Below are 11,902 nucleotides of genomic sequence, written 5' to 3'. Positions count from 1 at the left end.
GAATTTTACCTATTGCTCTGGCAATAACTCTGCAAGTACTTGATGTCTATACTGACATTTGGTTTCGCTTTTTGGTATCATTTTTACTGCTTGGTGTGTATTTAGGAATACGTGGTAAATTACCAAAGTTAGAACAACTGCGTTCTGCTTCTTGGAAATTATTAGCGATCGCTACACTATTTTTAGGGATTAATTACTTTCTGTTCATGCAAGGTTTAGCACTAACATCGCCTGCTAACGCTGAAGTTCTCATTCAATTATCTACCCTTTTATTTGGTTTCGGAGGGTTAGTGGTTTTTAAAGAACGTTATCGGCTGTATCAATGGATTGGTGTCAGTGTCATGATTTGCGGTTATGTTTTATTTTTTCGAGAACAATTAACAAATTTAGTTACAACACATGGCACATACATACTAGGTAGTGTCTTGATTGCACTAGGAGCAACGTCATGGGCTATTTATGCTTTGGCACAAAAGCAGCTATTACAATCTTTATCTTCCCCTAGCATCATGCTGATTATTTATGGGGGCTGTGCTTTATTATTCACTCCTCTAGCCAAAATACAATCACTTTTTATACTTGATAGCTTCCATTTATTCATGCTGGTTTTTTGTGCTTTGAATACTTTAATCGCTTACGGTGCTTTTGCCGAATCATTAGAACATTGGGAAGCATCACGAGTGAGTGCAGTAATAGCCATAGCTCCCATTGTGACATTAATATCAGTCGCAATTGTATCAGTTATTGCACCTAATTGGATACCATCAGAAAACTTCACTTTTATAACAATATTCGGAGCGGGTTTAGTAGTCACAGGTTCAGTAGCGATCGCCTTGGGAAAAGCTAATTAATAAGAATACCTTTCAGGATTTGTACTAGGTTTTTCATCTAGTAAAATCGTGCCATCTTCAAAGCTACAACATAAATACTGAGGCAGAGTATTTTTTATTTGTTATGATTTACTAGTGAAGGCAAACTACGGGGTCAGCCTCTTATAAGATGGATACTTGAACCATCTGTGTGACTCTGTAGGATCTGATTATTGACTTGATAGCCAAGAGAAAATTCTTGAAGAAGAATTCAGAAATCAGAATTCAGGAGTCAGAATTAATTACTAGAAAATTCTAACTCCTGACTCCTAAATTCAGTTTTGAGAAAATCCAGGCTAATAACTTTAAGTAAACCAAGCAGGGTGTCCGAATAACTACCAAAGCCAACACCTGATCAAACCAGACTACCGAAACAGTTGAGCGATGAATAGTTTGTTTGGTAATTGGGCCAGCACCCTGTGAAAAAATTCCATATTGCTGGTTCTTTCAATGGTGCTGCCAACGTTTGAAATTAGCAATTCTGTCTTGGCAGCAGAGCGGATTTATGCATCTTATTCAGCTTTAGAGATTTCCATTTCAGTTACTACTTTAGAAAACTATGCCAAAACAGGTGTAATTAACAAAGACTTGGCAGCCTATCAGCAATATCTGCCTCTTCAACAGCTTCAAGAATTGCGGCAGATTTTACTTAATCGTGTGAAAGTTAGTCCGGTAGTAGTTTCGCAACTTCTCTACACACCGCAAGGAGAGTTGTTGCTGCATCGGTTGGCGCAAATTATCAAAACCAGTGACCCAGAACCAGGATTTGATGCTTTGCGTTCGGCGCTAATTTTAGCCTCTGGTGAATCGGAAGGCTTGACACTTTTAAATGTGTTGCGTAAATATCCCACCAGCAGCATTCGCCTTGACGTAGCGCAGACTTTAGAAATAGCTACGGAATTAGACAAACTTGTTAACCAAACCCATCGGGCGATCGCAGCAGTTTCGCAAGAGTCTAAAATAGAAGCTGCTACCATCAAACAACCAAATTTATCGCAATTACCCGATTTAAAGGTTCCGGGAAAGTTTAAGTCGCAAAAATACACCCAAAAGTTTTTCGACTCAACACGCAATCGGCTTTTATTAACTGATATTTACATTCCCAATGTCCAGAATACCGCACCCGTAATTGTGATTTCTCACGGGTTGGGTTTAGATAGCAGCAACTTTCAATATTTAGCCACGCACCTAGCTTCTTACGGATTTGCTATCGTCGTTCCCAATCATCCTGGTAGTGATGCTAAACAATTGCGTTCCCTGTTGAATAAACGCGCCATTGAAATAGCAGAACCAGGTGAATTTAAAGACCGACCTTTGGATGTAACATATATCCTGAATCAATTGGAAAAAGATAATCAATCTGATTCACGGTTTAAAGGTCGGTTAAATATGCAACAAGTTGGAGTATTTGGTCAATCTTTGGGAGGCTACACAGCCTTAGCCCTGGCAGGCGCTAAAATCAACTTTGAGCAGCTAAAACAAGATTGTCAACCAGCAGCACTGCAAAATACCTGGAATATGTCTTTACTGCTTCAGTGTCGCGCTTTAGAATTGAGCATCAGCAAGTCTGGCAAAGATTATAACCTGCAAGATGAGAGAGTGAAAGCTGCGATCGCAGTTAATCCCATTACTAGTTCTATTTTCGGCAAAACTGGCTTAAGTCAAATTAAAACTCCAGTGATGATTGTCAGCAGTAGTAATGATACAGTTGCACCAGCTTTATCCGAACAAATTTTACCTTTCTCCTGGTTGGCGAACTCACAAAAGTATCTCGTTATGCTTGTAGGTGGAACTCACTTTTCCACCATTGGTAATGGAAACCCCGCAAATCAACAAGTAGCATTACCTGCCGATATGATTGGCGATGCTTCCCAAGCGCGTCGTTACATGAATGTTTTAAGTTTACCTTTTTTCCAAACATACATTGTAGGAAGATCGCAATATACCCCCTATCTTAACGCTGCCTACACTCAAAGCATTTCTAGTAAGTCGCTTGGTTTGAGTCTCGTCAAGTCATTGAATACAACCGAATTAGCACAATTGCTGGATATAAAAGGAGCCAAACCCGCAAAAAAAAACTTCCCAACACCATAGTCAGCTTCGGATTTTGGATGTTGGATATTGGTGTTGCATTGCTGCATGTGATGATTTTTATTTGACTATAGCAATCCTATCTGATTTGTGAAAATTCGCAGTGTCCAGATCCCCGACTTCTTTAAGAAGTCGGGGATCTAACTTTTCACGAATGATATCATGTCCGATAAATTACTTGTGATAAGTCAAAAGCGAGTGGAACGAAGTGAAACGAAGCAATCACAACGTCTGGAGCGATTGCTTCACTCCGTTCGCAATGACAACTGTTTAACCGGACGTGATATGATTTAGGATTGCTATATAAACAATTAGTTTGTTTATTCTCCGGCGAGTTCCCGCGCAATATCCATGTTTGCTGCAAGTACACGCACGATTTCAATAGGGTTTTCACCTCGGTATATCAGGAAATATCGAGGCTGCACCAACCAGAAACGGACAGGAAGCAAAGTTAGGTCGTAACGATACTGTCCTATTGCGGGATTGTCTGTCAGTAATTCACAGGCGGAAAGAAGCTTGTCCAGAATCCGTTCGGCAGCATCTGGATTATCTCGCGCGATATAGGCATAAATTCTTGCGAGGTCGTTCTCTGCTTGCGGCGAGAGAATATAAAGTTTTGGGTTCGTCACAACGATTTTTTGATCAATTGTCGCGCCTTGTTGCGGATGCGCTCTCGCGCACCTTCTTGGGGAAGACCTTGTGCATTATCAAGCTCCGAAAGACCGATAGCAATTTGCTCATTGAGCCACAATTTATATTCCTCGGAATGGTCGTTAAAGCGTTTTAAAAGACGCAACCCCTCCCGAATCACCTCGCTTTGAGAAGCGTACAAGCCAGACTCAACCTGCATTTGGACGAAGGCTTCCAACTCAGGAGTAAGGGAAATATTCATATATCTATTTTCTTATAACAATAATAGACATTATAATAACAGTTTTTGTTATTATTAGCCAATAAAAACTTTTGCAAAGAGCAGAAGCAAAGGGCTAGTCTTATTACTGTAAAAACCATAACAGGCACAGATGATATGCGATCGCATTCATACTTCTGGGCATATACTTCTAATTGACAAAATCTGTCTTTTAGCAGTGTATTTAGCTAGTTAATAAAATCTTATTAACAGCTTAATAGATACTTAATAACTTCATGATAAGGTATTCACCAATACTTTGAAAAGCATAAAAAGGAGTCAGAATACAGAATTCAGAATTCAGAATACTCTACTCATAAAGGGATAGAGTTTTAATTATTGTTGAATATTTAATACTAGTTTCGCCCACCAGAGGCGAGGTTTTAACCAATATTCATTACCCACTCGTACAGATTTAATTGAAGTTTGGCAAAATGGAGCAGTATACTCCTCCACAAGTTGGATTAGTAATGGTCAAGGTTTATTCGTTTAATAAAAGAGTAGTCACAGGTTTTGTCAGTATCTTTAGAGATAACACACAGGAGCCTTTATTTTTACCAGTTCAAAACTATGCCTGCGGCGGGCTATGCTGGGGTGAAAAACATCTCCAAAATGGATTATAACCTGCGGGATGAGAGAGTGAGAGGTGCGATCGCACTAATCCCATCACTAGTTCTATTTTCAGCAAAACTGGCTTACAGCTATTTTCAGGTAAATAGACCACGCGGTAGGGGCACAGCAATGCTGTGCCCTTACGACAGATGTGGTTCAAATACATGAAAACTGCTGTAAGTCAAATCAAAAGGGAGCATCCCAAATGTGTAAATTTATTTACTAACTCTCTGTGTACCCCTGCACCTCTGCGTGAGAAAAAATATTTTTCCTAGAGATTTATTCGTATTTTTACAAAATTGAGATACTCTTTTTTCCGTTGTTTCTAGCAACTCCGGTTAGACAATCGCTAAAAGAGTTAAGTCGCCTTTGTAGCCACTAATCTCAATCACAGCATCCGTGAGGGCAGAGAATCCATTAGTGTTATCGTTGAGTACCAGAAAAGTCTGCTGATGATTGCCTTTACCAAGGGTAAAAGTTGCCGCACCTTTAGCTACAAAAGCAGTTGCAGTCAATATCTGTTGTATATCTGAGAGATTTAGACTCGCAACAGTGCCAAGTTGAAGCAAATCGGTGGCAGAAACTGCATTTAGACCATCAATTTTATCTTCACCGATTTTCAAGTCAGTAATTTTATCAAAACGAGACAGCAGCGAATCACTTAGGTTATTGATTACAAATTGATCATTCCCACAACTGCCTGTGAGGGTATCACTACCAGCGCCACCATTGAGGATGTCATTACCTTTACCACCAACTAGTTTGTCATTTCCTGCTAATCCAAAGAGTTTATCGTTGCCATTTTTACCGGAAATTTGATCATTACCAGCCCCACCACTGAGTTCATCTGCACCGTTACCACCTTTTAAAGTAATCTTTGGCACATTTCCGTCTGTGGTGGTTTTGCTGATTAATTGACCATTGGTATCATACAGATAAGTGGCAACTGCATCAGTAATGCCATCACTGTTGTTGTCAATATCTGCGGAAATTAGTTTGCCATTGCGATCGTAGTTGAAAGTGGTAATCTCATCAGGGATGCCATCATTATTTTTGTCAGCTAGCTGTGCAGTCTGTTTGCCGTTAGCGTCGTAACTGTAAGCGGTGACTTCATCAAAGATGCCATCATCATTATTGTCAATTTTTTGTGATTTCAGGTTGCCGTTAAAATCGTAGCTGTAGATGCCAACTGCATCAATTACACCATCATTGTTGAAGTCATAGCTAGCGGATGCGCGTCCATAAGTATAGGAAGTATAGGTTTGGACAGGATCAAATCTGCCGTCGCCGTTGTTTTCAACTCTAAAGGATGTCAGGTTGCCCTTGGCATCATAAGTAGAGGTTTCGACATAATCAACTTTGCCGTCACCGTTGAAGTCACGGCTAAAGGATGTCCGGTTGCCCTTGGCATCATAAGTAGAGGTTTCGACAAAATCAACTTTGCCGTCGCCGTTGTCGTCACGGCTGGTGGATGTCAGGTTGCCCTTGGCATCATAAATAAAAGTGTCGACAGAATCAACTTTGCCGTCGTCGTTGTTGTCATAGCTGGTGGATGTCCGGTTGCCCTTGGCATCATAAGTATAGGTTTGGACAGAATCAACTTTGCCGTCGCCGTTGTTGTCATAGCTGGTGGATGTCCGGTTGCCCTTGGCATCATAAGTATAGGTGTTGACAGAATCAACTTTGCCGTCGCCGTTGTTGTCAAAGCTATCGGATGTCAGGTTGCCCTTGGCATCATAAGTATAGGTGGTGACATAAATAGGTATGCCGTCGCCGTTGGCAAAGCTACTAAATGTCACCTTGCCCTTGGCATCATAAGTATAGGTTTGGACATAATCAACGCCGTCGCCCTTCAAGTCAACACTATCAGATGTCACCTTGCCCTTGGCATCATAAGTATAGGTTTGGACATAATCAACTTTGCCGTCGCCGTTGCTATCAGAAGTATAGGATGTCCGGTTGCCCTTGGCATCATAAGTATAGGTTTCGACAGAATCAACTTTGCCGTCGCCGTTGTTGTCAGAAGTAAAGGATGTCTGGTTGCCCTTGGCATCATAAGTATAGGTGTAGACATAATCAACTTTGCCGTCGCCGTTGTTGTCACTGCTGGTGGATGTCTGGTTGCCCTTGGCATCATAAGTAGAGGTTTGGACAGAATCAACTTTGCCGTCGCCGTTGAAGTCACGGCTGGTGGATGTCTGGTTGCCCTTGGCATCATAAGTATAGGTTTCGACATAATCAACTTTGCCGTCGCCGTTGTCGTCAAGGCTATTGGATGTCAGGTCATAGCGGTAGGTAATAACTGAGTCTATTATCCCATCACCGTTGTTGTCTGTCCTCTCAGATATCACTTTGCCATCGACATCGTAAGTGTAAGTTGTGGTTGAGGTCATAAATTGGTGTTCCTTATCTGTTTGATTCCAGTTGTTTTACTACTGCATTTATTACTAGTGCATTTATTATTTCATTTGTCAATGCGTAAGAGAGACGTAGCAGTGCTACGTCTCTCGTCAATAAGTAGTCGGACAAAAATATTTACAGTCATTGCGATCGCTCACAATGATATTGTGTAATTAATTCTGTCTGACTACTTATTTAGATGCGATCGCCCTATAGCAACACAGGGCTATTTTGTTCTAGACATAAATCGCCCAGAACTAAAGTTCACAGGCCTTTAGCTAAAGTCCGTTTTAACGGACTATAACCTTTTATCAGTCGTCTAAAGACGACTTTCGCTATTAGACTGGTGAATTCATTCTGAGGCGGGCTAGATGAGAATGAAATAGCCCTATAGCAAGATTCTTATTATGATACAGTATCAACCTAAATAAAACAGGAGTCAGAATTCAGAATTCAGAATTCAGAATACTCTACCCATAAAGGGATAGAGTTTTAAGGTGAGAATATTTTAATTTTTTTCGCTTAACCTCGGGCGAGGTTTTAACCAATATTCATCACCCACTCGTACAGAATTCATACCTGTTTTCTGATTCCTGAGTTCTGAATTCTTCTTATAAACATTAAAAAATTCACAATTTTACTCACCACGATTACTAACGGTTTTTTGCTGTTGATAACGCTGTTTAAACTGCTGTTGCTGTATTCTATGATCCACAATTGGTTCAGGATAGCCAACAGCATGACGTTCTAAATATGGAATTTTCCCAGTAACTAAATATTCTGTATCTACAGACCGTAATTCTGACACCCATTGCCGAATATATTCCCCCTCTGGATCAAATTTTTTTGTTTGACTGGCTGGGTTAAAAATCCGCACAGGTTTAGGATCCATACCGCTAGAAGCACTCCATTGCCAACCGCCATTATTAGCAGATAAATCACCATCAATCAGGTGCTGCATAAAGTATTTTTCTCCCAATCGGGGATTAATTAGCAAGTCTTTGGTAAGGAAACTGGCGACAATCATTCGACAACGGTTATGCATCCAGCCGCTTTCATTCATCTGGCGCATTGCTGCATCTACAATGGGATAGCCAGTTTTCCCCTCACACCAAGCTTGGAAATTTTCTTCGTTAGTTTCCCAAGGAAAGTTTTTAAAGGTGTCGCGGAAAGCACCATCAGCTAATTCCGGGAAGTTATACATTGCATGTTGATAAAACTCCCGCCAAGCTAATTCTTGTTGCCATGTGCGAATATTAACTGCTGTTTCTTCACTGCGGCTGTTTTCTAGTGCTTCTATTGTGGCTTGCCAAACGGTGCGAATGCCAATTACGCCAAATTTTAAAGCTGCACTCAGTTGCGATGTTCCGTCCAATGCGGGAAAATTTCGCTGTTCTTGGTATTCAGTAATCGCTTTAGCAGTAAATTCCTCTAACCGTTCTTGCGCCGCCGCCTCTCCCGGTGAAATAATCAATTCTCCATCCCAAATAAATCCTAAATCTTTGGCTGAAGGTAGCGTTAAGGCTCCTGCAAGTTTAGCAATTTCCTGTTCAGCTTCTGTTAAACCCTCAACATTTTGCAGAGTTTCTACTGGGTTCGCTTTCGGTTTGGTAATCCAATTTTTCCAGAAGGGGGTGTAAACCGTGTAAGGTTGATTGCTACCGGTGCGTAATTGTTCTGGAGAATTGAGAATTTGATCCCAGTTTTGGTTAAGAAACTGAATACCTTTTTCTTTAAGGGCATTTATAATGGTGCGATCGCGTTCTTGCGAATAAGGTTCTACATCCCAATTCCAAAAAACAGCTTTGGCATTTATTGCTTCTGCTAAAGCTGGTATCGCTTGTACAGGATTGGCGTGGAGTATTAACAATTGGCTACCAACTTGAGCATATCGCTCTTGGAGTTTCTGCAAACAGCCAATCATATAAGTTATTTTCACAGGAGCAACATCATCCCGTTCCAGAATATTCGGATCAAAGCAAAACACGCCCACCACTTTCGGACTCTGTTGTTTTGCCACAGCTAGTCCCGTATTGTCAGAAATGCGTAAATCGCGCCGATGCCAAAACAGAATTAAGTCAGACATTCTATACTACATATAGTTCACCCGTACTAGCTTAAATGCTAGTGGTACCAATGAACATCATTCTGGCGATAAATTTATTCTGGGGGTGGGAATTGGGAATTGGGAATTGGGCATTGGGCATTGGGCATTGGTTATTCTCCCTCATCCTCTCATCTCCCCATTTACCACTTTCTATTCCCCATTTGATACCAATTTTTTCACACAAAAATCGTCCTAGTAGGATTCTATGAGTAATTAATAAAACGGGTTGATTTCTAATTTTTGCTTGCTGAACAACGGCTTGCAGTGCTGTAGTTTTACCTGTTCCTTTTGCTGATTTGACTCCTACTAATCCAGAAGTGGGGAAAGGTATTTCACTTATATAAGGGCGATTGAAGGTGAGTGCAGCAGGAATAGTTAACTCAGTGTGGGGTTTGGTTTGAGCAAAATAAATTTCTAAATTAACACTTTGGCGATAAACTTTATCAAAACTAGTTGCACCTTTGGCAACGATAAACTCATCAACTCCTTTTTCTATTCCTGGAAGTTCAATAACTTTAACAGTGCAATTTTCTTGCTGGAATAAACAACCAAGCTGAGAAATAGCATTATTTACAGCAGCAATTGTTTTAGGTTGAGTTTCAAAATCAAAGCAAATATAAAAGCTACGCTTTGTAATTGCAAACGCTGCTAAGTCAGGAACTAGCTGACGACGGGTAACTTTACCAAATTCATCTTTAACAACTCGATAACCACTGGTAATTCCAGGAATGGCAATAGCTGCATATCCTTGCGTCAAAAGCGTTGCTGCTTTCTTCACACCCTCGCAGAGAATCAGGGGAATGTTATGTTGCATCACCCATTGCCAAAAGCCTTCAGCTTCACCATCAGCAGTAATGGTGATATTGTCAGGCATGACCAGATTGTAACGTGCAGCGACTTGCTGCCACACTTGCAGCGTTACCCGCAAACAAAACACCCGCGTTGGCGTGCTGGGGGGATGCTCGTATTTGATGGACTTACCATTGTGATTCTGTCGGGGTTGGTTTGGCTTAAAGCATCCCCATTCCATCATTTGCCAATTATTCAAAGGGTCTAGCCCCGAACACCACCAACCACCTTCAGTGATATGAGCATAACGCTGCAACCATCCAGCCTTCACCATTCCTGTATTGGTGCGAGGGAGTAGCTCAGAAATCAATAAGTATTCATAAGCAGTTACGCCTTGGAGTGACCTAAAATTGAGTTGCACTAGGTGTAAGTCTATACCACTACTCTTGACTAATTCTTCAAGGTGTTGGGGGTGTAAATAGTGCAGATGCATAGGGAAAGGCACGAAGGGAAGACAATGAGACTAAAACACTAACATGCATCTGCTTTTTTGCTCTAAGAGAGATTGCGCGGCTTTTATGATTCTTTTTTTACTTCGTTATAGGAGACACATCGGTTAAGACTTTAGTGGGTTATTCTGTCTATTAGATCCCCAAAGTAATAATTTTGTATTGTGATATTTGTTCGTTATTAATTTTTATTTATCAGTAAATTTTTTTGTTAAGGAATGCGATCGCTAGAGGGGTTGCAGCAGCGATCGCTATAGGGTAGTATCTTCGTACACCTTGGTATAAATCCAGCTACCATCTCAAACCAGCAAGGAGCTTAAGCCTTTAAGGTAGGGAACTTCCGCCACACTATACTAGAAACTCGGTGCAAGTATCTTAAAGTTTACATTTTATCGTAAATAAAAGGGTTTAAGACCCGCAACGTCAACACGTAGTTCAGTTTCAGTCGGGTTTAAATCCCCGTCTGAAACTCTCTTCAATTTTGAATTTTGAATTTTGAATTTTGAATTGTTAATGGCTCTACGTTCCAAACCCAAGAGGTGATGTCTACGACGGGCTGTGACGCTCGTTGCGCTAAAGCGTCTCCCCTTGGGAGATGACTCGCTAATGCTATCGGTGACGCACTAATGGGATCTATGCCAACTTCTGCGGCCATTGGCTATCGATCTCAATGCTGTTTGATTATGTGATCGCTATAAGTTATAACCATTTTACGAAATACCTGATACAAATATTTTGAAAACCGGTATTAACATCTGGCTTTGTCAAGATTCCTAAATGCACAAATAATGTTAAGAAATAAGAACATCTTCTGGAAACTACTGTTGACAAAGTTTATTTTCTATATAAAGGTAACTTCCTTGGTAAAAAAGGGATCTAGCTAGTTTTATTTTTGACTCTCCACTCCTTAGGGAGGCGGTTAGTCTCGAAAAACTCTGCTTTGTCTGATATCTACCTTAAACCAGAAGCAACCCAGAAATTGATAACATATTTTTAAACTATCAGATTATGTGGAAATCAAAGTTAATATTTAGATTTATACTGTCGTTTGCGGCGATCGCCACTAGCGTGCAGCTAAGTTCAGCGAGTGACTATGCTATAGCTCAAAGTGCATCTTCCAATCCGACTGTCGAATCTGGGCAACAAAATCAAGCTTTAGAAGATGCCAAGGTTGCTATGGCAGGAGTTGGCATAGGAGTCATCGCAGGCTTACTCATTTCTGGTTTATGGTATCAGAAACGTCGTTACCGCAAAATCCAGTCAGTTGCCAAAATAGACAGCTTTCGTGAAGAGTTTCTCTGCGGCTCTTTAGCAGATTATTACTTATCTAATTCTAAAGCAAATGCTTCACCTATAAATTCTGAGGAAACTTTAGCAACACCAACTAAAGAAGAAATATCCGATTCCTCTACTTCTGAGGAAACTTTAGTAACGCCAACTAAAGAAGAAATATCCGATTCCTCTACTTCTGAGGAAACTTTAGTAACGCCAACTAAAGAAGAAATATCCGATTCCTCTACTTCTGAGGAAACTTTAGTAACGCCAACTAAAGAAGAAATATCCGATTCCTCTACTTCTGAGGAAACTTTAGTAACGCCAACTAAAGAAGAAATAT

The 11,902-nt window shown here is 40.6% G+C and carries 8 protein-coding genes and 1 pseudogene; 4 read left to right on the top strand and 5 right to left on the bottom strand.

From position 1 onward, the window contains the following. The coding region (locus LC574_RS07300; protein ID WP_229452408.1) for a DMT family transporter at nucleotides 1-851 on the top strand (851 nt) is incomplete at its 5' end. A gap of 468 nt (nucleotides 852-1,319) precedes the next feature. Further along, a complete protein-coding gene (locus LC574_RS07295; RefSeq protein ID WP_229452407.1) occupies nucleotides 1,320-2,963 on the top strand; it encodes an alpha/beta hydrolase in 1,644 nt (547 codons plus the stop codon). A 317-nt stretch (nucleotides 2,964-3,280) separates the two neighbouring features. Here the strand turns inward: LC574_RS07295 and LC574_RS07290 are convergent, their stop codons facing one another. Beyond that, nucleotides 3,281-3,589 (bottom strand): type II toxin-antitoxin system RelE/ParE family toxin, encoded by a 309-nt coding sequence (locus LC574_RS07290; RefSeq protein WP_229452405.1) that lies wholly within the window; start codon nucleotides 3,587-3,589, stop codon nucleotides 3,281-3,283. Continuing rightward, nucleotides 3,586-3,852, bottom strand: a complete 267-nt coding sequence (locus tag LC574_RS07285) for a type II toxin-antitoxin system ParD family antitoxin (RefSeq protein ID WP_229452403.1) — start codon at nucleotides 3,850-3,852, stop codon at nucleotides 3,586-3,588. Before LC574_RS07285 ends, LC574_RS07290 begins: the two co-directional genes overlap by 4 nt. A 588-nt stretch (nucleotides 3,853-4,440) precedes the next feature. On the opposite strand from LC574_RS07285, the gene LC574_RS07280 reads away from it, so the two are divergent. After that, entirely contained in the window at nucleotides 4,441-4,650 is a 210-nt protein-coding gene (locus LC574_RS07280) for a hypothetical protein (protein ID WP_229452401.1), read from the top strand. A gap of 170 nt (nucleotides 4,651-4,820) precedes the next feature. Here LC574_RS07280 and LC574_RS07275 read toward each other — a convergent pair whose 3' ends face one another. The 3 genes and pseudogenes from LC574_RS07275 to LC574_RS07265 form a co-directional block, all read right to left on the bottom strand. Further along, complete coding sequence (locus LC574_RS07275) at nucleotides 4,821-6,875, bottom strand: bluetail domain-containing putative surface protein (protein WP_229452399.1); 2,055 nt, start codon at nucleotides 6,873-6,875, stop codon at nucleotides 4,821-4,823. Between the two features lie 644 nt (nucleotides 6,876-7,519). Continuing rightward, nucleotides 7,520-8,968 (bottom strand): FAD-binding domain-containing protein, encoded by a 1,449-nt coding sequence (locus LC574_RS07270; protein WP_229452397.1) that lies wholly within the window; start codon nucleotides 8,966-8,968, stop codon nucleotides 7,520-7,522. Nucleotides 8,969-9,140: 172 nt separating this feature from the next. Beyond that, nucleotides 9,141-10,271 (bottom strand): annotated as a pseudogene (locus LC574_RS07265) (DUF3854 domain-containing protein); the annotation flags it as partial. A gap of 1,024 nt (nucleotides 10,272-11,295) precedes the next feature. Between LC574_RS07265 and LC574_RS07260 the strand changes: the two are divergent. Further along, nucleotides 11,296-11,902, top strand: a 607-nt coding sequence (locus LC574_RS07260) for a hypothetical protein (protein WP_229452395.1), incomplete at its 3' end; no start/stop codon positions are given.

Source organism: Nostoc sp. CHAB 5715 (assembly GCF_020829685.1).
Classification (GTDB): domain Bacteria; phylum Cyanobacteriota; class Cyanobacteriia; order Cyanobacteriales; family Nostocaceae; genus Nostoc.
Note: the sequence above shows the minus strand (reverse complement) of the source record. Positions and strands in the feature narration are given on the sequence as shown.